This window comes from Pseudomonas sp. R-28-1W-6, assembly GCF_009799925.1.
Classification (GTDB): Bacteria; Pseudomonadota; Gammaproteobacteria; order Pseudomonadales; family Pseudomonadaceae; genus Aquipseudomonas.
On the sequence record NZ_WELK01000001.1, the window covers coordinates 105,504 to 130,046 of the forward strand.

23 protein-coding genes are annotated in these 24,543 nt (G+C 67.1%); 7 read left to right on the forward strand and 16 right to left on the reverse strand.

Going from position 1 to position 24,543, the window contains the following annotated elements; translation table 11 throughout:
* Nucleotides 1–118 precede the first annotated feature (118 nt).
* Nucleotides 119–1,096, forward strand: a complete 978-nt coding sequence (locus F3I62_RS00465; RefSeq protein ID WP_160487733.1) for an NADPH:quinone oxidoreductase family protein — start codon at nt 119–121, stop codon at nt 1,094–1,096.
* A gap of 60 nt (nt 1,097–1,156) precedes the next feature.
* Here F3I62_RS00465 and F3I62_RS00470 read toward each other — a convergent pair whose 3' ends face one another.
* From F3I62_RS00470 to trxA, 4 genes are all read right to left on the reverse strand, one after another.
* On the reverse strand, nt 1,157–2,128 hold the full coding sequence (locus F3I62_RS00470) for a CDP-6-deoxy-delta-3,4-glucoseen reductase (protein WP_160487734.1): 972 nt from the start codon (nt 2,126–2,128) through the stop codon (nt 1,157–1,159).
* Nucleotides 2,128–3,594, reverse strand: a complete 1,467-nt coding sequence (gene ubiD / locus F3I62_RS00475) for a 4-hydroxy-3-polyprenylbenzoate decarboxylase (protein ID WP_160487735.1) — start codon at nt 3,592–3,594, stop codon at nt 2,128–2,130. The genes F3I62_RS00470 and ubiD overlap by 1 nt, the downstream gene beginning before the upstream one ends.
* A gap of 121 nt (nt 3,595–3,715) precedes the next feature.
* The gene (gene rho, locus F3I62_RS00480) at nt 3,716–4,975 is read right to left on the reverse strand and encodes a transcription termination factor Rho (RefSeq protein ID WP_160487736.1); all 1,260 of its coding nucleotides are present in this window, start codon (nt 4,973–4,975) and stop codon (nt 3,716–3,718) included.
* A gap of 253 nt (nt 4,976–5,228) precedes the next feature.
* A complete protein-coding gene (trxA, locus tag F3I62_RS00485) occupies nt 5,229–5,555 on the reverse strand; it encodes a thioredoxin TrxA (RefSeq protein WP_160077966.1) in 327 nt (108 codons plus the stop codon).
* A 215-nt stretch (nt 5,556–5,770) separates the two neighbouring features.
* On the opposite strand from trxA, the gene ppx reads away from it, so the two are divergent.
* A complete protein-coding gene (gene ppx / locus F3I62_RS00490; protein ID WP_160487737.1) occupies nt 5,771–7,273 on the forward strand; it encodes an exopolyphosphatase in 1,503 nt (500 codons plus the stop codon).
* A 92-nt stretch (nt 7,274–7,365) separates the two neighbouring features.
* On the opposite strand, the gene ppk1 is transcribed toward ppx, so the two are convergent.
* From ppk1 to F3I62_RS00505, 3 genes are all read right to left on the reverse strand, one after another.
* Entirely contained in the window at nt 7,366–9,585 is a 2,220-nt protein-coding gene (gene ppk1, locus F3I62_RS00495; RefSeq protein ID WP_160487738.1) for a polyphosphate kinase 1, read from the reverse strand.
* Nucleotides 9,586–9,604: 19 nt separating this feature from the next.
* Nucleotides 9,605–10,618, reverse strand: a complete 1,014-nt coding sequence (gene hemB, locus F3I62_RS00500; RefSeq protein WP_160487739.1) for a porphobilinogen synthase — start codon at nt 10,616–10,618, stop codon at nt 9,605–9,607.
* Between the two features lie 99 nt (nt 10,619–10,717).
* Nucleotides 10,718–11,959 (reverse strand): sterol desaturase family protein, encoded by a 1,242-nt coding sequence (locus tag F3I62_RS00505; protein WP_160487740.1) that lies wholly within the window; start codon nt 11,957–11,959, stop codon nt 10,718–10,720.
* 150 nt (nt 11,960–12,109) lie between these two features.
* Here F3I62_RS00505 and elbB point away from each other — a divergent pair, with 150 nt between their 5' ends.
* The gene (gene elbB / locus F3I62_RS00510; protein ID WP_160487741.1) at nt 12,110–12,775 is read left to right on the forward strand and encodes an isoprenoid biosynthesis glyoxalase ElbB; all 666 of its coding nucleotides are present in this window, start codon (nt 12,110–12,112) and stop codon (nt 12,773–12,775) included.
* 205 nt (nt 12,776–12,980) lie between these two features.
* Entirely contained in the window at nt 12,981–13,451 is a 471-nt protein-coding gene (locus F3I62_RS00515) for a thioesterase family protein (protein ID WP_160487742.1), read from the forward strand.
* A gap of 46 nt (nt 13,452–13,497) precedes the next feature.
* Here the strand turns inward: F3I62_RS00515 and F3I62_RS00520 are convergent, their stop codons facing one another.
* Nucleotides 13,498–13,950 carry a YaiI/YqxD family protein gene (locus tag F3I62_RS00520; RefSeq protein WP_160487743.1) on the reverse strand — a complete coding sequence of 151 codons (453 nt, stop codon included), beginning with the start codon at nt 13,948–13,950 and terminating at the stop codon, nt 13,498–13,500.
* Nucleotides 13,951–14,013: 63 nt separating this feature from the next.
* The gene (locus tag F3I62_RS00525; RefSeq protein ID WP_160487744.1) at nt 14,014–15,906 is read right to left on the reverse strand and encodes a cytochrome c/FTR1 family iron permease; all 1,893 of its coding nucleotides are present in this window, start codon (nt 15,904–15,906) and stop codon (nt 14,014–14,016) included.
* A gap of 89 nt (nt 15,907–15,995) precedes the next feature.
* Between F3I62_RS00525 and F3I62_RS00530 the strand changes: the two genes are divergently transcribed.
* Nucleotides 15,996–16,769 (forward strand): SDR family NAD(P)-dependent oxidoreductase, encoded by a 774-nt coding sequence (locus tag F3I62_RS00530; RefSeq protein ID WP_160487745.1) that lies wholly within the window; start codon nt 15,996–15,998, stop codon nt 16,767–16,769.
* 1 nt (nt 16,770) lies between these two features.
* Here F3I62_RS00530 and F3I62_RS00535 read toward each other — a convergent pair whose 3' ends face one another.
* From F3I62_RS00535 to F3I62_RS00545, 3 genes are all read right to left on the reverse strand, one after another.
* A complete protein-coding gene (locus F3I62_RS00535) occupies nt 16,771–17,403 on the reverse strand; it encodes a LysE family transporter (RefSeq protein ID WP_160487746.1) in 633 nt (210 codons plus the stop codon).
* A gap of 76 nt (nt 17,404–17,479) precedes the next feature.
* Nucleotides 17,480–18,232, reverse strand: coding sequence for a TerC family protein (locus F3I62_RS00540; RefSeq protein ID WP_160487747.1), 753 nt, complete (start codon nt 18,230–18,232; stop codon nt 17,480–17,482).
* 230 nt (nt 18,233–18,462) lie between these two features.
* Entirely contained in the window at nt 18,463–20,376 is a 1,914-nt protein-coding gene (locus F3I62_RS00545; RefSeq protein ID WP_160488410.1) for an ATP-binding cassette domain-containing protein, read from the reverse strand.
* 50 nt (nt 20,377–20,426) lie between these two features.
* Between F3I62_RS00545 and F3I62_RS00550 the strand changes: the two genes are divergently transcribed.
* Nucleotides 20,427–20,888, forward strand: a complete 462-nt coding sequence (locus F3I62_RS00550) for a TIGR02444 family protein (RefSeq protein ID WP_160487748.1) — start codon at nt 20,427–20,429, stop codon at nt 20,886–20,888.
* A 1-nt stretch (nt 20,889) separates the two neighbouring features.
* On the opposite strand, the gene F3I62_RS00555 is transcribed toward F3I62_RS00550, so the two are convergent.
* Nucleotides 20,890–21,882 carry an AlgP family protein gene (locus tag F3I62_RS00555; protein WP_160487749.1) on the reverse strand — a complete coding sequence of 331 codons (993 nt, stop codon included), beginning with the start codon at nt 21,880–21,882 and terminating at the stop codon, nt 20,890–20,892.
* A 126-nt stretch (nt 21,883–22,008) separates the two neighbouring features.
* On the opposite strand from F3I62_RS00555, the gene F3I62_RS00560 reads away from it, so the two are divergent.
* The gene (locus F3I62_RS00560; protein ID WP_160487750.1) at nt 22,009–22,659 is read left to right on the forward strand and encodes an FKBP-type peptidyl-prolyl cis-trans isomerase; all 651 of its coding nucleotides are present in this window, start codon (nt 22,009–22,011) and stop codon (nt 22,657–22,659) included.
* A gap of 13 nt (nt 22,660–22,672) precedes the next feature.
* Here the strand turns inward: F3I62_RS00560 and rsd are convergent, their stop codons facing one another.
* The 3 genes from rsd to F3I62_RS00575 form a co-directional block, all read right to left on the reverse strand.
* Entirely contained in the window at nt 22,673–23,146 is a 474-nt protein-coding gene (gene rsd / locus F3I62_RS00565) for a sigma D regulator (protein ID WP_160487751.1), read from the reverse strand.
* A gap of 184 nt (nt 23,147–23,330) precedes the next feature.
* On the reverse strand, nt 23,331–23,858 hold the full coding sequence (locus tag F3I62_RS00570; RefSeq protein ID WP_160487752.1) for a DUF3833 domain-containing protein: 528 nt from the start codon (nt 23,856–23,858) through the stop codon (nt 23,331–23,333).
* 88 nt (nt 23,859–23,946) lie between these two features.
* Complete coding sequence (locus F3I62_RS00575; RefSeq protein ID WP_160487753.1) at nt 23,947–24,438, reverse strand: disulfide bond formation protein B; 492 nt, start codon at nt 24,436–24,438, stop codon at nt 23,947–23,949.
* Between the last annotated feature and the right edge of the window lie 105 nt (nt 24,439–24,543).

Consider the following 24,543-nt stretch of genomic DNA (forward strand, 5'->3'; position numbering starts at 1 on the left):
GCCGCCGCCACACCCAAGCCCGATGCTTATACAACGGCATCAGGCCGGGGCATGCTCGTTGACCGGCCAGGCGCGCCACCTACACTGCCAGACCATCAACCCTGGAGGATATCCGCTGATGAAAGCCGTTCTGTGCAAAGCCTTCGGCCCGGCCGAAACCCTGGTGCTGGAGGAAGTTGCCGGCCCCGCGATCAAGAAGAACGAGATCCTCCTCGAGGTGCATGCGGCCGGGGTCAACTTCCCCGACACCCTGATCATCGAAGGCAAGTACCAGTTCAAGCCGCCCTTCCCCTTCTCCCCGGGCGGCGAAGCGGCCGGCGTGGTGCTGGAAGTCGGCGAGAAGGTCGAACACCTCAAGGCCGGCGACCGGGTGATGGCGCTGACCGGCTGGGGCAGCTTCGCCGAGCAGGTGGCGGTGCCCGGCTACAACGTCATGCCGATTCCGCACGGCCTCGACTTCACGGCCGCCGCCGCTTTCGGCATGACCTATGGCACCTCGATGCATGCGCTCAAGCAGCGCGCCAATCTGCAGCCGGGTGAGACCCTGCTGGTGCTCGGCGCCTCCGGCGGGGTCGGCCTGGCCGCGGTGGAGATCGGCAAGGCCATGGGCGCCCGCGTCATCGCCGCCGCCAGTAGCGCGGAGAAGCTGGCCGTGGCCAAGGCCGCCGGCGCCGACGAGCTGATCAACTACAGCGAATCGAGCCTCAAGGAAGAAGTGAAGAAGCTCACCGGCGGCCAGGGCGCCGACGTGATCTACGACCCGGTCGGCGGCGACCTGTTCGACGAGGCCATCCGCAGCATCGCCTGGAACGGCCGCCTGCTGGTGGTCGGCTTCGCCAGCGGACGCATCCCCGAGCTGCCGGTCAACCTCTGCCTGCTCAAGGGCGCGGCGGTGGTCGGGGTGTTCTGGGGCTCGTTCGCCCAGCGCCAGCCGCAGGACAACGCGGCCAACTTCCAGCAGCTGTTTGCCTGGCATGCCGAGGGCAAGCTCAAGCCGCTGGTGTCGCAGACCTTCCCGCTGGAGCAGGCCGCCGAGGCGATCAATGCCCTGGGCCAGCGCAAGGCGGTGGGCAAGGTGGTGGTTAGCGTGCGCTAAGCCCGCTCCCACACTGGAAACGAAAAAGCCGCCCGCGGGCGGCTTTTGCATGGGCGGTGATCAGTCGCGCGGCGCGTAGGCGAACACGTCGGCGCGCATCTGGTGCGCGTCCATGCCGGCCGCGACCAGCGCATCCAGGGTGCCGTAGACCATCGCCGGCGAGCCGCTGGCGTAGACGAACAGCGGCTTGAGGTCGGCAAAGTCCGCGCACACCGCCTCGTGCAGCAGGCCGCAGCGCCCGGACCAGCAGTTGCCCGGCTCGCTGACCACCCGGTGCAGATGCAGGCCGGGCGTCTGTTGCCAGTCGGCCCAGTGCGGCAACTGGTAGAAATCCTCGGCGTGGCGCACGCCCCAGTACAGGTGCACCGGGTGCTGGAAGCCGGCGGCCCGGCAATGCTCGATCAGGCTGTGCATCTGGCCCATGCCGGTACCGGCGGCGATCAGCACCAGCGGCCCGGCCGGCAGCTCGGCCAGGTGGGTGTCGCCGAACGGCAGCTGGACGCGGGCAAAGCCCTGCTGGCGGAGGAAGTCGACCAGCGCCAGGGTGCCTTCGTCGCGCGCCAGGATATGCAGTTCCAGCTCGCGCCCGCCGTGCGGCGCCGAGGCCAGCGAGTAGGCGGCATATTCGCCATCCTGGCGCTGCAGCAGCAGGTATTGCCCGGCGTGGTAACGCGGCGGCTTGCCGGCCGGAGCACGCAGGCGCACGCGGTACACGTCGCCGCCGACCTCCTGGCATTCGATCAGCTGGCAGCTCAGCTCGCGCTGCGGCAGCTCGCTCGGCGCCAGCACGCCGTCCCAGTGCAGCACGCAGTCTTCCAGCGGCTCGGCCAGGCAGGTGAACAGCTCGCCCTGGCTGCGTTCCTCGCCGCCCTGGCGCACGCGTCCCTCGACCAGCAGGGCCGCGCAGACATGGCAGTTGCCGTTGCGGCAGCTCTGCGGGCAGGCATAGCCCAGGCGCCGCGCGGCATCGAGGATGCGCTCGCCGGCCTGGACCTCGAGCTGCGCGCCGGACGGTTGCAGGATGACTTTCATCAATCGATTCCGAGTTGGCTCCACAGCTCATCCACCCGCTGCTTGACCGCCTCGTCCTGGACGATGGCGCGACCCCATTCGCGCGTGGTCTCGCCCGGCCACTTGTGGGTGGCGTCCAGGCCCATCTTCGAGCCCAGGCCGGAGACCGGCGAGGCGAAGTCGAGGTAGTCGATCGGCGTGTTGTCGATCAGCACCGTGTCGCGCTTGGGGTCCATGCGCGTGGTGATGGCCCAGATCACGTCGTTCCAGTCGCGGGCGTTGACATCGTCGTCGGTGACGATGACGAATTTGGTGTACATGAACTGGCGCAGGAAGGACCACACGCCGAGCATCACCCGCTTGGCATGGCCGGGGTACTGCTTCTTGATGGTCACCACCGCCATGCGGTACGAGCAGCCTTCCGGCGGCAGGTAGAAGTCGGTGATCTCCGGGAACTGCTTCTGCAGGATCGGCACGAACACTTCGTTCAGCGCCACGCCGAGGATCGCCGGCTCGTCCGGCGGGCGGCCGGTGTAGGTGCTGTGGTAGATCGGCTCGCGACGGCGAGTGATGCGCTCGACGGTGAACACCGGGAAGCGGTCGACCTCGTTGTAGTAGCCGGTGTGGTCACCGTACGGACCTTCGTCGGCCATCTCGCCGGGATGGATCACCCCTTCGAGGACAATCTCGGCACTGGCCGGCACCTGCAGGTCGCTGCCGCGCGCCTTGACCAGTTCGGTCTTGTGGCCGCGCAGCAGGCCGGCGAAGGCGTATTCGGAGAGGCTGTCCGGCACCGGGGTGACGGCGCCGAGTATGGTCGCCGGGTCGGCACCCAGGGCCACGGCCACCGGATAGGGCTGGCCGGGAAACTTCTCGCACCAGTCGCGGTAGTCCAGGGCACCGCCGCGGTGGCTGAGCCAGCGCATGATGACCTTGTTGCGGCCGATCACCTGCTGGCGGTAGATGCCGAGGTTCTGCCGTTCCTTGTGCGGGCCCTTGGTGATAGTCAGGCCCCAGGTGATCAGCGGGCCGACATCGCCGGGCCAGCAGGTCTGCACCGGCAGCTGGGTCAGGTCGACGTCGTCGCCCTCCTCGATCACTTCCTGGCACGGCGCGTCCTTGAGCACCTTGGGCGCCATGCTCAGGACCTTCTTGAAGATCGGCAGCTTGCTCCAGGCGTCCTTCAGGCCTTTCGGCGGTTCCGGCTCCTTCAAAAACGCCAGCAGCTTGCCGATCTCGCGCAGCTCGCCGACTTCCTCGGCGCCCATCCCCAGGGCCACGCGCTTGGGCGTGCCGAACAGGTTGCCGAGCACCGGCATGGCGAAACCCCTGGGGTTCTCGAACAGCAGCGCCGGGCCGCCCTTGCGCAGGGTTCGGTCACAGATTTCGGTCATCTCCAGCACGGGAGAAACCGGGGTCTGGATGCGCTTGAGTTCGCCGCGCTGTTCCAGGCCGCGGATAAAGTCGCGCAGGTCGCGATACTGCATGCGTGAGCCTCGTGTGTGGGGCGTGCAGGTGGGGCGCAAAGTTTAGCGCCGAAGTCGGCTATTCAGAAGGGCGCACAAACGCAAAGGCCGGGTTTCCCCGGCCTTTGCGGCAACGCCTGAATTACTTCCGCTTCATCGACAGGAAGAATTCATCGTTGGTCTTGCTGTCTTTCAGCTTGTCGAGGAGGAACTCGATGGCAGCGATCTCGTCCATCGGGTGCAGCAGCTTGCGCAGGATCCACATGCGCGACAGCTCTTCCTCGCCGGTCAGCAACTCTTCGCGGCGGGTACCGGAGCGGTTGATGTTGATGGCCGGGAACACGCGCTTCTCGGCGATGCGACGGTCCAGTTGCAGTTCCAGGTTACCGGTGCCCTTGAACTCTTCGTAGATCACTTCGTCCATCTTCGAGCCGGTTTCCACCAGCGCGGTGGCGAGGATGGTCAGCGAACCGCCTTCCTCGATGTTGCGCGCGGCACCGAAGAAACGCTTGGGCTTCTCCAGGGCATGGGCGTCGACACCACCGGTCAGCACCTTGCCGGAACTCGGGATCACGGTGTTGTAGGCCCGCGCCAGGCGGGTGATGGAGTCGAGCAGGATGACCACGTCCTTCTTGTGCTCGACCAGGCGCTTGGCCTTCTCGATCACCATCTCGGCGACCTGCACGTGGCGGGTCGGCGGTTCGTCGAAGGTCGAGGCGACCACTTCGCCGCGCACGGTGCGCTGCATCTCGGTCACTTCTTCCGGGCGCTCGTCGATCAGCAGGACGATCAGGTGGCACTCGGGGTTGTTGCGGGTGATGTTGGCCGCGATGTTCTGCAGCATGATGGTCTTGCCCGCTTTCGGCGGGGCGACGATCAGGCCGCGCTGGCCCTTGCCGATCGGCGCGCACAGGTCGATCACCCGCGCGGTCAGGTCTTCCTTGGAGCCGTTGCCGGCTTCCATGGTCAGGCGCTTGGTCGGGAACAGCGGCGTGAGGTTCTCGAACAGGATCTTGTTCTTGGCGTTTTCCGGGCGGTCGAAGTTGATCGAGTCGACCTTGAGCAGGGCGAAGTAACGCTCGCCTTCTTTCGGCGGGCGGATCTTGCCGATGATGGTGTCACCGGTACGCAGGTTGAAGCGGCGGATCTGGCTGGGCGAAACGTAGATGTCGTCCGGGCCGGCCAGGTACGAGGAGTCCGCGGAGCGCAGGAAGCCGAAGCCGTCCTGGAGGATCTCCAGCACGCCGTCACCGGAGATCTCTTCGCCGCTTTTAGCGTGCTTTTTCAGCAGGGCGAAGATGATGTCCTGCTTGCGCGAACGGGCCATGTTCTCCAGGCCCATCTGTTCGGACATTTCCAGCAGTTCGGCAATCGGCTTTTGCTTGAGTTCGGTCAGATTCATAGGAATGACGTAGCTTTGAGGAAGGGGGGTGAAAGCACAGGGCTTTGGAAGCCGCGCCGCGAAGAAGGCGACGGGATCGCGCGATTTTATCGTGTAGGTATGCGTCGGCGACGGCTTGAAGGGCAACGGAGGAACCGTTGCCTGGCCGAATGTAACACCGGCCAGGCGGTGCGTCCAGCCCGCAGAAAGCAAAAAGCCCCGCATGATGCGGGGCCTTTGGCACAGCTGAGAGCGGCGGCAGGGCCGCGCGCAATCAGATGTTGGCGTCGAGGAAGGCCGCCAGTTGCGACTTCGACAGGGCACCGACCTTGGTCGCCTCGACGTTGCCGTTCTTGAACAGCATCAGGGTCGGGATGCCGCGTACGCCGTACTTCGGCGGGGTGTCCTGGTTTTCGTCGATGTTCAGCTTGCAGACCTTCAGCTTGCCCTGGTAGGTCTGGGCGATCTCGTCGAGCACCGGGGCGATCATCTTGCACGGGCCGCACCATTCGGCCCAGTAATCGACCAGGACCGGACCTTCGGCCTTGATCACGTCGTCTTCGAAACTGGCGTCGCTGACGTTGGTGATGAAATCGCTCATGGATAGTCTCCGTGGTCGGAAGCAGAAAAGTGGCGCCATGATAGCCCGCCTTGCCCTGCACCGAAAGTCGCAGGCCATTGTGCTTGCCTATCGCCTCCCCTGGAAAAGCTGATGAAAGAATACGGCAGGACGGCCGCGGGAGGTTAACATGCAGGGCATTGGACCGACCGCTCCAGTGCGGCCGGCTGCCTCTGTTCAGTTTCGAGACCTTGACCATGCCGCAAGCTGCCCCCAAGTCGTTTTCCCTGATTGCCGCCATCGACCTTGGCTCCAACAGCTTCCACATGGTGCTGGCCAAGGCCGAGCATGGCGAAGTGCGGATTCTCGAACGCCTGGGGGAAAAGGTGCAGCTGGCCGCCGGCATCGACGAACAGCGCCTGCTCAGCGAGGAAGCCATGCAGCGCGGCCTCGACTGCCTGAGCCGCTTCGGCCAGCTGATCCAGGGCCTGCCCCAGGGCGCGGTGCGCATCGTCGGCACCAACGCCCTGCGCGAGGCACGCAACCGCGCCGAGTTCATCCGCCGCGCCGAAGCCCTCCTCGGCCACCAGGTGGACGTCATCTCCGGCCGCGAGGAAGCGCGCCTGATCTACCTCGGCGTATCCCACAGCATGCCGGACAACCCCGGCAAGCGCCTGGTCGCCGACATCGGCGGCGGCAGTACCGAATTCATCGTCGGCCAGCGCTTCGAGCCGCTGCTGCGTGAGAGCCTGCAGATGGGCTGCGTCAGCTACACCCAGCGCTACTTCAGGGACGGCAAGATCACCGCTGCACGCTACGCCCAGGCCTATACCGCCGCGCGCCTGGAACTGATGACCATCGAGCAGGGCCTGCAGCGCCTCGGCTGGCAGGAAGCGGTGGGCGCCTCCGGCACCATCCGCGCCGTGGGCCTGGCGATCCAGGCCGGCGGCCTGGGCAGCGGCGAGATCAACCCCGAGGGCCTGGCCTGGCTCAAGCGCAAGGTGCTCAAGCTCGGCGACGTGGACAAGCTGGACCTCGACGGCATTAAGCCGGACCGCCGGCAGATCTTTCCCGCCGGCCTGGCCATCGCCGAGGCGATCTTCGACGCCCTCGACCTGCAGCGCATGGACCACTCCGAAGGCGCCCTGCGCGAAGGCGTGCTGTACGACCTGCTCGGCCGCCATCACCACGAGGACGTGCGCGAACGCACCCTCGGCGCGCTGATGGAGCGCTACCACGTCGACCTGCAGCAGGCCGCCCGGGTCGAGGCCAAGGCCATGTCGGCACTGGAGCAGGTCAGCGAGGCCTGGCAGCTGGACGACGACTGGCACCGCGACCTGCTGCAGTGGGCCGCGCGGGTGCACGAGATCGGCCTGGACATCGCCCACTACCACTACCACAAGCACGGCGCCTACCTGATCGAGCACTCCGACCTGCCCGGCTTCTCCCGTCAGGACCAGCTGATGCTGGCCCTGCTGGTGCGCGGCCACCGGCGCAACATCCCCAAGGAACGCTTCGCCGAGTTCGGCGAGGAAGGCATCAAGCTCCTGCGCCTGTGCGTGCTGCTGCGCTTCGCCATCCTCTTCCACCATATCCGCGGCACCCAGGAAATGCCCCGCCTGAAGCTGCAGGCCGGGCCGCAGAGCCTCGACCTGACCTTCCCCGAAGGCTGGCTGGACGCCAACCCGCTGACCCAGGCCGACTTCGCCCTGGAGGCCGAGTGGCTGACGCGGATCGGCTTCGTCCTGACCATGCGCTGAGCGCCGCCGCAACGAAAAAGCCCCGCAATGCGGGGCTTTTTTCTTGATGCCAGGCGGCCTTCCCAGGTGCGAAGGCGCCCGTAGCCGCGGGCTCAGCGCGCCGCGGGGCTGGTCAGCTTCTCCAGCAGGCTGGCCTGGGCACTGCGCAGGTTGGCGTTGCCGCTCGGGGTGATGCGCACGTAGCGCCCATCCGGTTGCAGTGCCCAGGCCTGGGTGTTGTCGGTCAGGTAGGCTTCCAGTTCCTTCTTCACCCGCACGATCAGCTTGCGCCCCTCCACCGGGAAACAGGTCTCCACGCGCTTGTCGAGATTGCGCTCCATCCAGTCGGCGCTGGACAGGTAGATCTTCTCCTCGCCGCCGTTGAGGAAGTAGAACACCCGGGTGTGTTCGAGGAAGCGGCCGATGATCGAGCGCACCTGGATGTTGTGCGACACCCCGGGAATGCCCGGACGCAGGCAGCACATGCCGCGCACCACCAGGTCGATCTTCACCCCGGTCTGGCTGGCCTTGTACAGCGCGCGGATGATCTTCGCGTCGGTCAGCGAGTTGAACTTGGCGATGATGTGCGCCGGCTTGCCCTCGCTGGCCTGCTGGGTCTCGAAGGCGATCAGGTCGAGCAGGGTCTTCTTCAGGGTGAACGGCGCGTGCAGCAGCTTCTTCATGCGCAGGGTCTTGCCCATGCCGATCAGCTGGCTGAACAGCTTGGCCACGTCCTCGCCGAGAGCCACGTCGGCGGTGAGCAGGCTGTAGTCGGTGTACAGGCGGGCGTTGCCGGCGTGGTAGTTGCCGGTGCCGAGGTGGGCGTAGCGGACGATCTCGCCGTTCTCGCGGCGCAGGATCAGCATCATCTTGGCGTGGGTCTTGAAGCCGACCACGCCGTAGATCACCACCGCGCCGGCGGCCTGCAGGCGGCTGGCCAGCTGCAGGTTGGATTCCTCGTCGAAGCGCGCGCGCAGCTCGATCACCGCGGTGACTTCCTTGCCGTTGCGCGCCGCTTCCACCAGCGCGTCGACGATCTCCGAGTTGGCCCCGGAACGGTACAGGGTCTGCTTGATGGCCAGCACGTTGGGGTCCTTCGCCGCCTGGCGCAGCAGGTCGACCACCGGGGTGAACGACTCGAAGGGGTGCAGCAGGAGGATGTCCTGCTTGCTCACCACGCTGAAGATGTTCTCGCTGTTCTGCAGCAGCTTGGGAATCACCGGGGTGAACGGCGCGTATTGCAGCTCCGGGTGGCTGGCCAGACCGGTGATGGCGAACAGGCGGGTCAGGTTGACCGGGCCGTTGACCCGGTACAGCTCGCTGTCGCTCAGGTTGAACTGCTTGAGCAGGTAGTCCGAGAGCTGCTGCGGGCAGGTGTCGGCCACTTCCAGGCGCACCGCGTCGCCGTAGCGACGGCTGAACAGCTCGCCGCGCAGGGCGCGGGCCAGGTCCTCGACGTCCTCGGTGTCCACCGACAGGTCGGCGTTGCGGGTCAGGCGGAACTGGTAGCAGCCCTTGACCTTCATGCCCTGGAACAGGTCGTCGGCGTGGGCGTGGATCATCGAGGAGAGGAACACGTAGTTGTCCCCCGCCCCGCCGACCTCTTCCGGCACCTTGATGATGCGTGGCAGCAGGCGCGGCGCCGGGATGATCGCCAGGCCCGAGTCGCGGCCGAAGGCATCGATGCCCTCCAGCTCGACGATGAAGTTCAGGCTCTTGTTCACCAGCAGCGGGAACGGGTGGGTCGGGTCGAGGCCGATCGGGGTGATGATCGGCGCGATCTCGTCGCGGAAATAGCGGCGCACCCAGGCCTTGAGCTTCACCGTCCAGTGCCGGCGGCGGATGAAGTTGACCTGGTGCTTGGCTAGCTCCGGCAGGAGGATGTCGTTGAGGATGGCGTACTGGCGGCCGACCTGCTCGTGCACCAGCTCGGAAATCCGCGCCAGCGCCTGATGCGGCTGCAGGCCGTCGGCGCCGGCCTGCTCGCGGGCGAAGTTGATCTGCTTCTTCAGCCCGGCCACGCGGATCTCGAAGAACTCGTCGAGGTTGCTGGAAAAGATCAGCAGGAACTTCAGCCGTTCGAGCAGCGGATAGGACTCGTCCAGCGCCTGTTCCAGCACGCGGATATTGAACTTCAGCTGGGACAGTTCGCGGTGAATGTACAGGCTGCTGTCGTCCAGCCCCGGCACCACCGGGGCCGGCGCGGCCACGGGGGCGGCCACCACCGCTTCGACGACTGGCGCTACTTCGGCCACGCTCACTTCCTCCAGGATCGGCGCAGCAATCGGCTGACCATCCACTACATCGTTCTCGCTGAGTCCCTCGGTATTCATCGCTTGTTCCCTGGGGGCGTCAGTGCCCCGCTTTGATCAGTTCTGCCGCCCGTTTGGCGAAGTAGGTCAGGATGCCATCGGCGCCGGCGCGTTTGAAGGCGGTGAGCGATTCGAGGATCACCGCCTCGCTGAGCCAGCCGTTCTGGATGGCCGCCATGTGCATCGCGTACTCGCCACTGACCTGATAGACAAAGGTCGGCACGCGGAATTCCTCTTTGACCCGCCAGAGGATGTCGAGATAGGGCATGCCCGGCTTGACCATGACCATGTCGGCGCCTTCGGCCAGGTCCGCCGCCACCTCGTGCAGCGCCTCGTTGCCGTTGGCCGGGTCCATCTGGTAGGTGTTCTTGCTGCCCTTGCCCAGGTTGGCGGCCGAGCCCACCGCATCGCGGAACGGGCCGTAGTAGGCGCTGGCGTACTTGGCCGAGTAGGCCATGATGCGCACGTTGCTGTGATCGGCCAGCTCCAGTGCCTCGCGGATCGCCTGCACGCGCCCATCCATCATGTCCGACGGCGCCACTACCTGGGCACCGGCCGCCGCATGGGACAGCGCCTGCTTGACCAGGGCATCGACGGTGACGTCGTTCTGCACATAGCCGTTGTCGTCGAGAATGCCGTCCTGGCCGTGCGTGGTAAAGGGGTCGAGGGCCACGTCGCTGATTACCCCCAGATCCGGGAAACGCGCACGCAGGGCACGGATGGCGCGCTGGGCGATGCCGTCCGGGTTCCAGGCTTCCTCGCCGAGCAGGGACTTCTTCTCCAGCGGCGTCACCGGGAACAGCGCCAGCGCCGGAATGCCCAGGGCCACCCACGCCTCCGCCTCCTTGAGCAACAGGTCGATGGACAGGCGCTCGACGCCCGGCATCGACGGAATCGCTTCGCGGCGGTTTTCCCCGTCGAGGACGAACACCGGCAGGATCAGGTCGTCGACCGTCAGCACATTCTCGCGCACCAGGCGGCGGGAGAAGTCATCGCGACGGTTGCGACGCAGGCGGGTGGCGGGGAACAGGCGATTGGCGGGGGTAAAGCTCACGGCAGACTCCGGGGCCCACGCGCGCGGGCTCAGTGTGACGGTTATAAGCTGCCATTATGACCAATTGATGACGCCTGCGGCATCGCCACGACAAACTAATCAGGCACGCAGCGGCGCGACCCATTGCCGCTGCAGCAGCCCCAGCGCCAGCAGGCTCAGGCCGCTGTAGCCCAGCAGCAGCGGCCAGGCCAGATCCGCCGCCGCGCCGAGCAGGCCCTGCTGCTCGGCCAGCCACAGCAGCGGCGGATTGAGCGCCAGGCGCAGCAGCTCCAGCCACAGCACGAACGCCCGGTTCTCCAGCCAGGCGCCGAGGGCATACAGGCCGTAGGCCATCCAGACGCAGGCAAGCAGCTGCGCCGGCGCCGGCCACTGCTCGCCGAGCGCCAGCAGGCCGCTGCCGAGCAACAGGCAGACGCCGAACTGCAACAAGGCGTAGACCTGCCGTGGCCGCCACAGCGGCACGCCGAACTTCTCGAAACGGTCCAGGTCCGGCTTGCTGCGCGGATCGCGCGCCGCGACATCGGCCGGACGCCAGCCGGTGCGCATGAACCAGATGCGCAGCTTGTCCCACCAGGACTCGGCGCGCACGGCGTCGCGCCACAGCAGCACATAGAACTGCAGGTTGGCCCACAGCGGGTTCCAGCTGGCCAGCGGGGTGGTCACGCCGAACACCACCGGCTCGTCGTCGCGCTCTTCCTGAAAGGTGCCGAACAGGCGGTCCCAGAGGATGAACACGCCGCCGTAGTTGCGATCCATGTACAGCGCGTTCTGCGCATGGTGCACGCGGTGGTTGGACGGACTGACGAAGAACCATTCGAACCAGCCGAGCTTGGGGATGTGCCGGGTATGCACCCAGAACTGGTACAGCAGGTTCATCGCCGCCACGCCGAGAAACACCAGCGGCGGCACCCCGGCGATGGCCAGCGGCAGGTAGAAGAGCCAGCCGAAGATAAAGCCGGTGCTGGTCTGGCGCAGGGCGGTGGAGAGGTTGTACTCCTCGCTCTGGTGGTGCACCGAATGGGCGGCCCAGAGGATGTTGCGCTCGTGGCCCAGGCGGTGCAGCCAGTAGTAGCAGAAGTCGTAGCCGACGAACGCCAGCAGCCACACGCGCCAATCCTCGGCAGCCAGCTCGAACAACCCCAGCTGCTGCCAGGTGAGGCTGTAGCTGAGCACGCCGACGCCCTTGGTCAGCAGGTTCAGCGAGGTCGACAGCACGCCCGCGCTGAGGCTGTTCAGCGCGTCGGCCAGGCGATAGGTGCGCACGCCGCGCCAGCGGTCGGCGAGCAGCTCCAGGCCGATCAGCAGGAAGAACACGGGCACGGCGTAGAGGATGTAATTCACGGTTCACCCATATCGTTACAGCGGTTCGCGGGCTAGCATTGCGGTATTGGTCGTCATGCTAAGCCAGCCGCGCAGTGCCACCGAGTACCGGGCATGCCAGGCCGGGCGGCATTTGGCGACACCCGCTGTATTCCCGATCAGGAGCAAGCCATGAGCAAGAAAGTAGCCGTCATCCTCTCCGGCTGCGGCGTCTATGACGGTGCGGAAATCCACGAAAGCGTGATCACCCTGCTGCGCCTCGACCAGCGCGGCGCCCAGGTGCAGTGCTTCGCGCCGAACGTTACGCAGATGCACGTGATCAACCACCTGACCGGCGAGGAAATGGCGGGCAGCCGCAATGTCCTGGTCGAGTCCGCGCGCATCGCCCGCGGCAATGTCGAGGATGTGCGCGAGCTGAAGGTCGAGCACTTCGACGCGCTGATCCTGCCGGGCGGCTTCGGCGTGGCCAAGAACCTCTCCGACTTCGCCGTGCAGGGCGCCGACTGCAGCGTGCAGGCCGACGTGCTGGCCGCCGCCCAGGCCTTCGCCAAGGCCGGCAAGCCGATCGGCCTGATCTGCATCGCCCCGGCCCTGGCAACCAAGATCTTCGGTGCCGGCGTCACCTGCACCCTGGGCAGCGCCGAAGACCCGGCCGCCGCGGCGCTGCAGGCCATGGGCGGCAGCCACCAGGAGTGCACGGTGGAAGACATAGTCGAGGACAGCGCGCACAAGCTGGTCAGCACCCCGGCCTACATGCTCGCCCAGTCGATCGCCGAGGCGGCCAGCGGGATCAACAAGCTGGTCGATCGGGTGCTGGAACTGGCCCACCCGCACTGAACAACCTGACGTAGGGTGCGCCATGCGCACCGGGGCAATGCGCCGGGCCTGCGGTGCGCCCGGCGCACCCTACGCAGGAAGACCTCCAGCACCATCAGCGGGGCAAAAGAGCCATTCCACGCCGCACCTCTGCCGCACCACTGGTCAAGCGGGCGCAACTGCGGCAGCGTGGGGGCCTCAGCCCTTTGCGCAGACCTAACCGCCCATGAGCCAGCCCGTCTTCGAACTGTCCAGCGAACAACGCGACGCTGTGCAGGCCTTCTTCCAGCGCATCCCGTTCAACCAGGTGCTGGGCATCCAGCTGGTCGAGCTGTCCCTCGACAAGGTGGTGATGGGGTTGCCGATGAAGCCCGAGCTGATCGGCAACTTCGTCCACGGCATCCTGCATGGCGGGGTGATTTCCTCGCTGCTCGACGTGGCCGGCGGCGCCATGGCGCTGATCGGCGCCTTCGACAAGCACCAGCACCTGTCCAGCAGCGAACGCATGGCGCGCCTGTCCAAGCTCGGCACCATCGACCTGCGTGTCGACTACCTGCGCCCCGGCCGCGGCCAGCTGTTCACCGCCACGGCGGTGCTGCTGCGCTCCGGCAACAAGGTGGCGGTGGTGCGCAGCGAGCTGCACAGCGACGACGGCACGCTGGTGGCGGTCGGCACCGGCACCTACCTGTGCGGCTGAGCGCCATCACGAGCCTGCCACACGGCGCACCCGCGGCATCACCCGACTACGCGCGCATCAACCGGGTGAGGATGCGGTCCAGCGCATTGGCGAAGGCCTGGCGGTCCTTCTCGCCGTAGGCGGCCTGGCCGCCGCCCATCTGGCCCTGCTCGCGCAGATCGGCGAACAGGTTACGGGTGGCCAGCTTGTCGCCCATGTTGCGCTCGTCGAACTCGCGGCCGCGCGGGTCGAGGGCGCTGACGCCCTTCTTCACCAGGCGATCGGCCAGCGGCACATCGCTGCAGATCACCAGCTCGCCGGGCACCGCATGCTCGACCAGGTGATCGTCCGCCGCATCCGGGCCGCTCGGCACCACGATCAGCCGCACGCAGGTGAAACCCGGCCGCGCCACCGGCTGGCCGGCCACCAGCACCACCTCGAAGCCGCGCTTGAGGGCGAACTTCACCACCTGATCCCGCGCCGGCCGGGGGCAGGCATCGGCATCGATCCAGACACGCATCGCGCATGCTCTCCAAGAATGACCCGGCCGGCATGGTAAGCCATCCGCCAGCCGGGTGGCGGCCTATCCGGCCGTCTGCGCGCGGCGACGCTCGCCCAACCAGCTGCGCCCGTACAGCACCACGATGCCGGCCAGCGCCAGGCCCTGGGCCGAGAGGCTCCAGGCATCGGCGTGGATGCCCAGCCAGTCGAACTCGAAGAACGCCACCGGCCACGTGCCGAGCACCCCGGCCTCCTGCAGCGCCGCCACGCCGTGGCCGGCGAACACCACCGACAGGGCGCAGAGCAGCACCGCGTTGGCACTGAAGAAGGTCGCCAGCGGCAGCTTGCGCGAGCCGCGCAGAATCACCCAGGCCAGGCCGAGCAACAGCACCAGCGCCGCGCCGGCACCGGCCAGGACCATGCCATGCCCGGCCGGGCCGGCCTGCAGCCAGAGGGTTTCGTAGAACAGGATGACTTCGAACAGCTCGCGGTAGACCGAGAAGAATGCCAGCACGGCGAAGCCGAAGCGCCCGCCGCCACCGACCAGGCTGCTCTTGATGTAGTCCTGCCAGGCCGCGGCATGCCGGCGGTCGTGCATCCACACGCCGAGCCACAGCACCATGACGCTGGCGAACAGCGCGGTGAGGCCTTCCAGCAGCTCGCGCTGGGCGCCGCTGACATCGATCAGGTAGGCCGCCAGGGCCCAGGTGGCGACGCCGGCCAGCAGCGCCAGGCCCCAGCCGATGTGCACGCTGCGCACCGCCTGCGGCTGCCCGGTGTTGCGCAGGAAGGCGAGGATCGCCGCCAGCACCAGGATCGCCTCCAGGCCCTCGCGCAGCAGGATCAGCAGGCTGGAGAAGAAGCTCAGCGAAGCATTCATCGCGCCGCCGGCGAGCAGTTCGGCGGCCTTGGCCAACTGCACCTTGGCCGCCTCCAGCGCCTGGGCCGCCTGGGCCACGCTGGCGCCATCCTGCAGCGCCTGGCGGTAGGCCATCAGGCTCTTCTCGGTGCTCTTGCGTTGCAGCGCATCGAGGTTGTCGAGGGCGCCTTCGACCAGCTCGAAGCCTTCCAGGTAGGCCGCCACGGACAGGTCGTAGGCCTGCTCGCGGTCACCACGGCGATAGGCCTGCAGGCTCTGCTCCAGGGTGCTGCGGGTATGCCCGATCAGCTCCTGCGGGCCGCGCTGCTGTTGCGGCGGCTGCGCGCGCTGGGCGCGGAAGGCGGCACTGTCGCCACCGCTGGCGGCGACCTCGCCCGGCGTCTGCCCGGCCAGCGCGGCCAGGCTGAAAGGCTTGCCGCCTGCCGCGCCGGGCTCGGCGGTGAAGCCGGCGATATAGCTGGCCAGGTCCCAGCGCTGGCGCTCGTCGAGCTGATCGGCGAAGGCCGGCATGTCGGTGCCCTCGATACCCAGACCGAGGGTATTGAACAGGTCGTACAGGCTCAGGCGGTCCAGCCGCGCACGGTCGCGCAGGTTGGCCGGCGGCGGCTCCAGGCCGATGCCGGCGGGGCCGTCGCCGGCGCCCTGGGCGCCGTGGCAGACCGCGCAATGCTGGGCGTACAGCGGCGCGCCGCGGGCCGGGTCGGGAGTGATCGCCGGCACCTGGTGCACCTGATACAGCTCGGCCAGCCGCGCAGCCAGGCGCCGCGCCTCGCTGGCAACCTGCTCGCCGCCCTGGCGCTGGCTCACCGCCTGGCGCAGCCCGGCGACGCCCTGTTCCAGCTCCGCACGCTCGGCCTTGGCCGGCAGGGCGACGATCAGCCCCTGCAGCACACCGAGAAATTCCAGTTGCTCGCGGTACTCGCCCTCATCGACGATCTCGCCGGCGGCCACCGTCGCCGGATAGTCGGCACCGATATAGCCGAGCAGGTGCAGGGCCTGAGCCGCCCCTTCGGTGGTTGCGGCCCCGGCAGCTAGGCTGAACAGGGACAGGACAGGCAGCAAGAGCATCAGCCAGAAACGGCTAGAGCGAGACATGGGCAGATCCATAAATGAGAATGCTTAAGATTAAATTGTTACCTTGCTAACAATTTTTCTCAAGCCCCACGCGATGAGGAGCACCCCACATGTCCTGGTGGCAGCAGCACTCCCAACCGATCGAAGTGCTGGTCTGCGGCGCCAGCCGCGGCATCGGCCTGGCCCTCTGCGCCGCCCTGCTGGCCAAGCCGCAGGTGGCGCGGGTCTGGGCCGTGGCGCGCCAGGCCGGGCAGTCCGCCGAACTGCAGCGCCTGGCCGGCCAGCACCCCGGGCGCCTGTGCTGGCGCGATCTGGATATCGCCGACGAAGCGGCGCTGCAGGCGTTCGCCGCCGAACTGCGCGACGTCATGCCGCACCTGCATCTGCTGCTCAATTGCGTGGGCGTGCTGCAGGAAGGCCCGGTGCACGCGGAGAAGAGCCTGGCCCAGGTCGACCTGGCCGGACTGCAGGCCAGCTTCCTGCGCAACGCCTTCGCCCCGGTGCTGCTGCTCAAGCACCTGCTGCCGCTGCTGCGCGGCCGCCACCCGTGCCAGGTGGCGATGCTCTCGGCGCGGGTCGGCTCGATTGCCGACAACCGCCTGGGCGGCTGGTACAGCTACCGCGCCAGCAAGGCCGCGCTGAACCAGTTGCTGCGCACCGCCAGCATCGAGCTGGCGCGCCTCAACCCGAATGCCTGCGTGCTCAGCCTGCATCCCGGCACCACCGATACCGAGCTGTCGCGCCCGTTCCAGGCCAATGTGCCGAACGAGCAGCTATTCAGCCCGGCATTCGTCGCCGCACGCCTGCTGGCCGTGCTGGCCAGCAAGACGCCCGCGGACAGCGGCAGCTTCCGGGCCTGGGACGACCAGCCGATCCCCTGGTGACTCAGGCCGCCGCGCGGCGCACGGTGGCCAGCAATGCGGCGGCGGCGATGAACAGGCCGCCGAAGGTGCGATTGAGCAGGCGCTGCTGGTGCGGCTCGCGCAGGGTGCGCAGCGCCCGGGCGGCCAGCCCGGTGTAGCCGGCCATCACCACCAGGTCGACCGCGACCATGGTCGCCGCCATCACCACATACTGGATCAGCAGCGACTGCTTGGGGTCGAGGAACTGCGGCAGGACGGCGAGGATGAAGATGATCGCCTTGGGGTTGCTGGCGTTGACCAGGAAGCCGCGCAGCACCAGGCTCAGCGGCCGACCGAGCGGCCGCTCGCCGGTGCCGGTGACGATCTCGCCGGGCAGTGCCACCCACTGCTTCCAGCCCAGGTAGACCAGGTAGGCCACGCCGAACCACTTGATCAGGCCGAAGGCCAGCTCCGAGGTGGCCAGCAACGCGCCGATACCGGCGGCGACCACGGCAATCTGCATCAGCAGCGCCAGCTGCAGGCCGATGGCGTTCCAGTAGCCGCGCCAGAACCCGTACTGCAGGCCGCTGGACATCGAGGCGATGGCCCCGGCGCCCGGCGACAGGCTGATCACCCAGCAGGCGACGAAGAAAGCGAGCCAGGTTTCCAGAGCCATGGCGGATACCTCAAAAGCAAAAAGGGGCAGGCCGTACAGCCTACCCCTCTGCTTTATGCCTGCCCAGCCCTGCGGATCAGTCCGGCAGGTCCTTGCGCAGGTGCACCGGCTCGACCTGCTTCTTCTGCTTGCTGCGCAGGCGGATGTTGACCGCCTCCACCGCCAGGGAGAAGGCCATGGCGAAGTAGACGTAGCCCTTCGGCACATGCACTTCGAAGGCTTCGCCGATCAGCACCACGCCGACCACGATGAGGAAGGACAGCGCCAGCATCTTCAGCGACGGGTGCTTGTCGATGAAGTCGCTGATGGTGCCGGCCGACAGCATCATCACCAGCACGGAGATGACGATGGCCGCGACCATCACCGGCACATTCTGCACCAGGCCGACGGCGGTGATCACCGAGTCCAGGCTGAAGACGATGTCGATGATCGCGATCTGCACGATGATGCCCATGAAGCCGTAGGTCTTGCCACCGCCCTGCTGCTGTTCCTCGGCGCCTTCCAGGCTGTGGAAGATTTCCATGGTGCTCTTGAACAGCAGGAACAGGCCGCCGAAGAACAGGATCAGGTCGCGCCCGGAGATGCCGTGGCCGGCGACGCTGAACAGGTCGTTGGTCAGGCGCATGACCCAGGTAATCGACAGCAGCAGCAGGATCCGCGTGCCCATGGCCAGGGCCAGGCCGAAGAAGCGCGCCTTCGGTTGCTGGGCGGCCGGCAGGCGGCTGACCAGGATCGAGATGAAGATGATGTTGTCGATGCCGAGGACGATCTCCAGGGCGGTCAGGGTGAGAAAGGCGACCCAGATTTCCGGGCTCATCAGCCATTCCATTGTTTTTGCCTCAGTGGTTTAGTGAATGTGTGTAGAACCTGTTTACGATTTCGCGAGCTAGAGTCAGGCAAGGCAAAAAGAGGCGAGGAAGCGCAGTTTACGAATAGTAAATGAGCATTACTCGTTTCACTCACTCTTCGGGCCGCGCTAACGCGCGTTAGCGGCAAGCCACTCTCCGAGCCTGTTTTTAACGCCACATGACCGACGCGCAGCAAATCGTCAACAGGTTCTCAGTCGGCCGCTTGGGCCAGCTGTTGTTCCAGGCTTTCCAGGTGCTCCAGGGCGGCCATCCAGTGTTCTTCCAGCTCGCCTTCGCGGCTTTTCAGACGCGCCTGTTCGGCCAGCAATTCGCGCAGCTCGTCCTTGCGTGCGGCCTCGTAAATGCCGCTGTCGCCCAGCCGCTGTTCGACTCCGGCCAGCTGCTCGTGCAGCTTGCCCAGTTCCTTCTCCAGCTTGTCCGCCTCGCGCTTGTGCGGTGCCAGCTGCTGACGCAGGGCGGCGGCGGCCTGGCGCTGGGCGCGCTTGTCGGTCTTGTCGCCGGCCGGCGTTGCGCTGGTTTGCGGCTGCTGGCGGGCACGGAAGTCGACCAGCCAGCGCGCGTAGTCTTCGAGGTCGCCATCGAAGGGCTGCACGCGGCCATCGGCGACCAGGAGGAATTCGTCGGTGGTGCTTTTCAGCAGGTGGCGATCGTGGGACACCACCAGCACCGCGCCGGCGAATTCCTGCAGGGCCATGGTCAGGGCCAGGCGCATTTCCAGATCGAGGTGGTTGGTCGGTTCGTCGAGCAGCAGCAGGTTGGGCTTGCCCCAGGCGATCAGCGCCAGGGCCAGGCGCGCCTTCTCGCCACCGGAGAAGTTCTGCACGGCTTCGTCGCAGCGCGGGCCGCGGAAGTCGAAGCCGCCGAGGAAGTCGCGCAGGGTCTGCTCGCGCTCGCCCGGGGCGATGCGCTGCAGGTGCAGCAGCGGGCTGGCCTTGGCATCCAGCGAATCGAGCTGATGCTGGGCGAAGTAGCCGATCGACAGGTTCTCGCCACGCGCCAGGCGCCCGGCCAGCGGCGTGAGCTCGCCGGACAGGGTCTTGATCAGGGTCGACTTGCCGGCGCCGTTGGGGCCGAGCAGGCCGATGCGCGCCCCCGGCACCAGTTGCAACTTAACCTGTTGCAGCACCACCTTGTCGCCATAGCCGAGCTGCGCGTCGGCCATGTCCAGCAACGGGCTGGAGATCTTGTCGGCCTCGCGGAAGACAAAGTCGAACGGCGAGTCGACATGCGCCGGCGCCAGTTCCTCCAGGCGCTCCAGGGCCTTGATCCGGCTCTGCGCCTGGCGCGCCTTGGTCGCCTGGGCCTTGAAGCGGGCGATGTACTTCTCCATGTGCTCGCGCTGCGCCTGCTGCTTCTCGTAGGCCTGCTGCTGCTGGGCCAGGCGTTCGGCGCGGGTGCGCTCGAAGGCCGAGTAGCCGCCGCGGTAGAGGGTCAGCTTCTGCTGTTCGAGGTGCGCCACATGGTCGACCACGGCATCGAGGAAGTCGCGGTCGTGGGAGATCAGCAGCAGGGTGCCGGGGTAGCTCTTCAGCCAGTCTTCCAGCCAGAGGATGGCGTCGAGGTCGAGGTGGTTGGTCGGTTCGTCGAGCAACAGCAGGTCGGACGGGCACATCAGCGCCTGGGCCAGGTTCAGGCGCATGCGCCAGCCACCGGAGAAGTCGCCGACGCGCTTGTCCATCTGCTCGTTGCTGAAGCCGAGACCGGCCAGCAGCTTGCGCGCGCGGGCATCGGCGGTGTAGCCGTCGGCGTTGTCCAGCTCGCTGTGCAGACGGGCGATGGCGCTGCCGTCGTGGGCCGCTTCGGCGGCGGCCAGGTCGCGCTGCACCTGGCGCAGATGGCTGTCACCATCCAGCACATAGTCCACCGCCAGGCGTTCGAGGTCGTCGACCTCCTGGCGCATGTGGGCGATGCGCCAGTCCGGCGGCAGGTTGCAGTCGCCCGCATCGGGGCCGAGCTCGCCGCGCAGCAGAGCGAACAGGCTGGATTTGCCGGCGCCGTTGGCGCCGATCAGGCCGGCTTTATGGCCGGCGTGCAGGGTCAGCTCGGCGCCTTCGAGCAGGCGTTGCGGACCACGCTGTAGAGTGAGGTTCTGGAGTCGGATCATAATGGCCGCGGAGTCTACCAGCTTCATTCCGCCATCGCCCGGAGAGCCGCATGCCGTCTGACCTGTGGAGTTTTGCCAGTTGTTGCTACGCGCGCCCCGGCGTCGAGGCGGCCTGCCTGCGCCTGCAGGCGGCGGGAGCGGACGTATGCCTGCTGCTGTGCGGGCTGTGGCTGGAGCAACACGGCGTGCCGTGCAACGACGAGCGCCTGGCAGCCCTCCGCGCACTGAGCGAACCCTGGCAGCGCCAAGTGGTGCAGCCATTGCGCGAACTACGGCAGAGCTGGCGCGCGACTGCGGCCACGGATGAGGTACAGCAACGCCTGCGGGCGCAGGTCAAGGCACTCGAACTGGAGGCCGAGCGCGAGCTGTTGGCCCGACTGGAAGCAGAGGTGAACGGCTGGCCGCACGCCGAACAGCCTGGTGCGGCGCAGTGGCTGGAAGCCTTGGCGGGGAGCGCAGCGGAGTGTCGCGACGCGCTGCAGGTGCTGCGCGCCGCGACGGCTCAGGCCTGACTCAGGCGCCGGTTGGCGGCGTGCTGCCGTTGCCGGCGGTCGGGGTAACCGGAGCGGCAGCTGGCGCCGCGGCCGGAGCGGCCGGAGCGGCGGGCTTGGCCGCAACGGGCTTGGCGGCCGGCTTCTTCGCAGCTGGTTTGGCGGCCGGCTTGGCGACAGCCGGTTTGGCTACCGGTTTGGCGGCAGGCTTGGCGGCGGTCGGCGCAGCCTTGGCCGCTGGTTTGGCCGCGGCCTTTACCGGCGCCTTGGCCGGAGCTTTGGCCGCTGCCGGTTTGGCAGCCGTCGCGGCAGGTTTGGTGGCAGGTTTTGCCGCGGGCTTGGCTACCGGCTTCGCGGCCACCGGCTTGGCCGCGACGGCTCTGGTTGCTGCGGGCTTGGCCGTGCTCTTCACCGCAGCCTTGACCGGGGCCTTGGCCGCAGCAGGCTTGGCGGCAGTCGCTGCGGGCTTGGCCGCCGACCTGGCCGCTGCCGGACGCGCTACCGCCGGCTTGGCCGCAGTTTTCACCGCAGCCTTGGCCACCGCGGGCTTGCTGGCGGCAGGCTTCTTCGCTGCCGGCTTGGCGGCGGCACCAGCCGCCGGTGCGGCCGTCGCGCGCAGGTGCAGCGCCTTGGCTGCGGCTTCCTTGACCTTGCCGATTCCCTGGGCCAGCTTCAGGCTTTCCTGGGCATCGCGCTTGAGGTGCAAGATGTAATTGCGGGTTTCGGTCTGCCGCGTCTTGAGGTTATCGAGTACCTCTTCCAGTTCGGCGATCAGCTTGCTGGCCTTGTTCTGGGCCTTGGCCTTGCCGGCCTTGGCGGCGTCCTGCAGCTTGCTGCGGGCTTCGTGGAGTTTTTCCTGGGCCTTGCCGCGCTGTTTTTCCAGCTTGGTCAGCAACTCTTCGGCTTCGACCAGCGCCTGCGAGCAGGCACTTTCGAGATGCTCCAGCAGGCTATGGGAAAGCTGCTGAAGAAGGTGCAGCGGGGTGGTAACGGGCTTCTTATTGTTGGTCGGCATGGCGTGCCTCCTAACGGACGTGGGTGCCCCCATACTAGACGGCAGATGCGCGGGTCGCTAGCCACTGATTGTCGCGCTGCGCGGCACTGGCATAATCGGCCGCACCTCCCTCCCGAGATCGCCCCGATGTCGCGCTGCTCCGTGCTTCTGCTCTGCCTGTTCCCGACGCTGTTGGCGGCAGCACCGCAAGCGGATGATCTGGCCTACAGCCTGGGTGCCCGCCTGGGCGAAAGATTGCGCAGCGAAGTGCCCGACCTGCCGCTGGCGGCGCTGCTCGACGGCCTGCGCCAGGCCTATCGTGGCGAGCCCCTGCGCCTGCCCGCGGAACGTATCGACAACCTGCTGGACCAGCACGAAGCCCAGTTGCAGCTGCACAGCACGGCCGCGCGCCATGAGCAGGCGCAAGCCGCGGAGCGACACTTTCTGGCGGCGGAAAAAACCAAGACCGGGGTGCGTGAACTGGAGGGCGGCGTGCTGGTGCAGGAGCTGCGTGCCGGGACGGGCGGCAGCCCGCACAGGAACGGCCGGGTGCAGGTGCACTACCGCGGCGAGCTGGCCGATGGCAGCCTGTTCGACCAGAGCGAAGGCGCCCAGTGGTTTCGCCTCGACAGCCTGATTCGCGGCTGGCAGACGGCTCTGCTGGCCATGCCGGTGGGCGCCAAATGGCGGGTGGTGATCCCCGCCGAGCAGGCCTATGGCCAGGCCGGCGCCGGCGATCTGATACCGCCGGATGCGCCGCTGGTCTTCGAGCTGGAACTGCTCGACGTCGCCGACTGAAGCCGAACGCCCCTCAGACCGGGGCGGCAGCCTGCTGCTGATGGGCGTTGTGCAGCACTTCGATCAGGCAGTCTTCCAGCTCGAAACGCTCGTGCAGCAACTGCCCCAGGCGTTTCAGCTCGGCGGTCAGCGACGCGGTATCGCGGCAGTCGCCATTGTCGCAGCGGTCATTGAACGCCAGCGCGACTTCGGTGATCGCCTCGATGCGCGGGTAGATCTGCTTGGCCAGGTCCAGGCCGCGCTGATCGCCGAAGGCCTTGGCCTCGCCGGTCAGCTGCTCATAGACCTCGAAGTGCCCGGCCGACACGTAGTCGACGAGGATTTCGCAGAAGCGCAGCAGATCCTGGGCGTTGGCCGCGGGAGCCTGGGGTTTATCACTGAGGGCGCCATAGGCATTAACCAACTCATGGCGTTCTTGCAGCCAGCGGTCGATCAGCTGGTGTACTCCACCCCATCGTTCCTGGGCGTTCTGGCAGCTCTCGAGCATGATGTTCTCACTTCCCTACTAGTGAATGCTGGTGTACTGCAGCCCCGAGCCGGTTATTTGGCATCTTGGGCAGCCTCGGGGAATGACTCGGCGCAGTGCCGGATTAATGACGAGGCGTGGAGCCAGAGTATGCCCGCCAGCCCCCGCCATCAAGTCACCTTGATCAGGAAGTTTCTTCGCACCGTCATTTTGCCGGCTTGTGGAAGCTCAGCGTGACCTCGCCCAGGTCGACGCCCCACTTGGACATGCGGGCACGATTGAGCATCACGCGCCCGTCCATGAGGAACATCCAGTCATCGAAATCGACCACGTACTGCTCACCATCGACCTTGAGCAGCAACTGATAGCGCCAGTGCAAGGCGTTGCCGGACACCTCGCCAACGGCCTCGCCGAGTACATCCGCGGCAGTGCCGCGCCAGCTGCCATCGGCCTGGCGACGCAGGGTCCAGACGCGCCGCTCGGTGCTGCCGTCGCTGTAGGTGAAGCGTTCGTCGAGGGTGCCGACATCGCCCTGCCAGGTCCCCGTGAGGGCGACATGGAAGCGCTTGACCACCGCCCCGGAACGGTTCTGAAACATGCCCCAGGCCTCCAGGTCACCGTTCAGGTAATCGGACAACTCCAGGGCGGGCTGCTGCGCGGCATAGTCGCGGATGTCCGGGCCACTGCAGCCGGCGATCGACAGGAGCAGAAGCAGGCCGAGAAAGAAGCGCATGAGCAAATCCCCGTAATCGTGCAAGAACGGGGACTATGCAAGGGAGAAGGAGCAGCGGCAAACGCGGAGCGTTACCGGCTATTGCCGATCAGCGGCGACGCAGCAGCTGGAACAGCCCGAACAGGATCATGCCGATGAAGGCCAGCAGGCTCCATTCCGGCACGCTCAGGCCGAACAGGGTCCAGGTCACTTCCGCGCAATCGGCGGTGCCATGGAACACCAGACGCACGATTTCCTGCAGCGGCAGGGCATCGAGCATGAACTCCAGGCTCGGCAGGCAGGCCTCCAGCTGGTCGGGCGGCACGCTCTGCAGCCAGATCTGGCGCCCGGCCGTAGCCGCACCGACCAGGGCGAACAGCAGCGCCAGCCCGGCGTACAGGCGCTGGCCCAGACGTGCCGGGCCATGGATCGCGGCGACCAGACAGACCAGGGCGAAGAGGATCACGCAGACCCGCTGGACGATGCACATCGGGCAAGGCTCGAGGCCGACCACATGTTCCAGATACAGCGCGCCGCCCATCAGGCCAAGGCAGCCGAGGAATGCGAGGAGAAACAGGTTACGCGGGGCGGCCAGGGCCATGGGGACTCCGAAGCAGGCGGGAAAGGCGGTTACGGCAGAGGAAAGCCGACCAGGCTTTCAAGGCAGCGCGCGGCACCTCGTCCGTGACCAGGTGCCGCACGTCCA

Bases quoted from the DNA above. Each gene is read 5' to 3' on its own strand.
- F3I62_RS00470 (WP_160487734.1), bottom strand. From the start codon at position 2,128: ATGAAAGTCATCCTGCAACCGTCCGGCGCGCAGCTCGAGGTCCAGGCC.
- F3I62_RS00525 (WP_160487744.1), bottom strand. From the start codon at position 15,906: ATGTCTCGCTCTAGCCGTTTCTGGCTGATGCTCTTGCTGCCTGTCCTG.
- rsd (WP_160487751.1), bottom strand. From the start codon at position 23,146: ATGCTCGAGAGCTGCCAGAACGCCCAGGAACGATGGGGTGGAGTACAC.
- ppx (WP_160487737.1), top strand. From the start codon at position 5,771: ATGCCGCAAGCTGCCCCCAAGTCGTTTTCCCTGATTGCCGCCATCGAC.
- F3I62_RS00535 (WP_160487746.1), bottom strand. From the start codon at position 17,403: ATGGCTCTGGAAACCTGGCTCGCTTTCTTCGTCGCCTGCTGGGTGATC.
- F3I62_RS00520 (WP_160487743.1), bottom strand. From the start codon at position 13,950: ATGCGTGTCTGGATCGATGCCGATGCCTGCCCCCGGCCGGCGCGGGAT.
- F3I62_RS00515 (WP_160487742.1), top strand. From the start codon at position 12,981: ATGAGCCAGCCCGTCTTCGAACTGTCCAGCGAACAACGCGACGCTGTG.
- rho (WP_160487736.1), bottom strand. From the start codon at position 4,975: ATGAATCTGACCGAACTCAAGCAAAAGCCGATTGCCGAACTGCTGGAA.
- elbB (WP_160487741.1), top strand. From the start codon at position 12,110: ATGAGCAAGAAAGTAGCCGTCATCCTCTCCGGCTGCGGCGTCTATGAC.
- F3I62_RS00465 (WP_160487733.1), top strand. From the start codon at position 119: ATGAAAGCCGTTCTGTGCAAAGCCTTCGGCCCGGCCGAAACCCTGGTG.
- F3I62_RS00555 (WP_160487749.1), bottom strand. From the start codon at position 21,882: ATGCCGACCAACAATAAGAAGCCCGTTACCACCCCGCTGCACCTTCTT.
- F3I62_RS00570 (WP_160487752.1), bottom strand. From the start codon at position 23,858: ATGCGCTTCTTTCTCGGCCTGCTTCTGCTCCTGTCGATCGCCGGCTGC.
- F3I62_RS00575 (WP_160487753.1), bottom strand. From the start codon at position 24,438: ATGGCCCTGGCCGCCCCGCGTAACCTGTTTCTCCTCGCATTCCTCGGC.
- F3I62_RS00550 (WP_160487748.1), top strand. From the start codon at position 20,427: ATGCCGTCTGACCTGTGGAGTTTTGCCAGTTGTTGCTACGCGCGCCCC.
- F3I62_RS00560 (WP_160487750.1), top strand. From the start codon at position 22,009: ATGTCGCGCTGCTCCGTGCTTCTGCTCTGCCTGTTCCCGACGCTGTTG.
- F3I62_RS00530 (WP_160487745.1), top strand. From the start codon at position 15,996: ATGTCCTGGTGGCAGCAGCACTCCCAACCGATCGAAGTGCTGGTCTGC.
- ppk1 (WP_160487738.1), bottom strand. From the start codon at position 9,585: ATGAATACCGAGGGACTCAGCGAGAACGATGTAGTGGATGGTCAGCCG.
- F3I62_RS00540 (WP_160487747.1), bottom strand. From the start codon at position 18,232: ATGGAATGGCTGATGAGCCCGGAAATCTGGGTCGCCTTTCTCACCCTG.
- F3I62_RS00545 (WP_160488410.1), bottom strand. From the start codon at position 20,376: ATGATCCGACTCCAGAACCTCACTCTACAGCGTGGTCCGCAACGCCTG.
- trxA (WP_160077966.1), bottom strand. From the start codon at position 5,555: ATGAGCGATTTCATCACCAACGTCAGCGACGCCAGTTTCGAAGACGAC.
- ubiD (WP_160487735.1), bottom strand. From the start codon at position 3,594: ATGCAGTATCGCGACCTGCGCGACTTTATCCGCGGCCTGGAACAGCGC.